The organism is Gilliamella sp. Bif1-4, assembly GCF_001690535.1.
GTDB classification, from domain to species: Bacteria; Pseudomonadota; Gammaproteobacteria; order Enterobacterales; family Orbaceae; genus Gilliamella; species Gilliamella bombi.
The window spans coordinates 1-331 of record NZ_LZHC01000091.1 but is presented as its reverse complement, the minus strand read 5'-3'; the positions used below and the strand labels follow the sequence as shown (position 1 = coordinate 331).

Below are 331 nucleotides of genomic sequence, written 5' to 3'. Positions count from 1 at the left end.
ATATTCAAACAGCGGTGTAATCAGCTGCGATGTACGAATATCAATACGTTCCAGTTTGCTACGGTCGATTTCTGGCAGGTTGAGGAAGAAATCGTAATTGATTTTCTCTTCTTCGACATGTTCCAGGCGAGACATCATATTGATGGCTTTAATCTCTGGATTCTGACGGTCTTTCGCCGGGCAAACTTCGACGCACAGGTTACAACCGGTGCAATCTTCCGGTGCCACCTGCAAGACATATTTCTGCCCGCGCATATCACGCGATTTCACATCCAGCGAATGCAGGCTGGCAGGGGCGTTTTCCATCGCTTCAGGCGGCACCACTTTTGCG

General features: G+C 49.2%; 1 protein-coding gene. It reads right to left on the bottom strand.

Features of this window, described 5'->3' with window-relative positions:
- The coding region (locus A9G25_RS12050; protein WP_176700506.1) for a 4Fe-4S dicluster domain-containing protein at window positions 1-331 on the bottom strand (331 nt) is incomplete at both ends.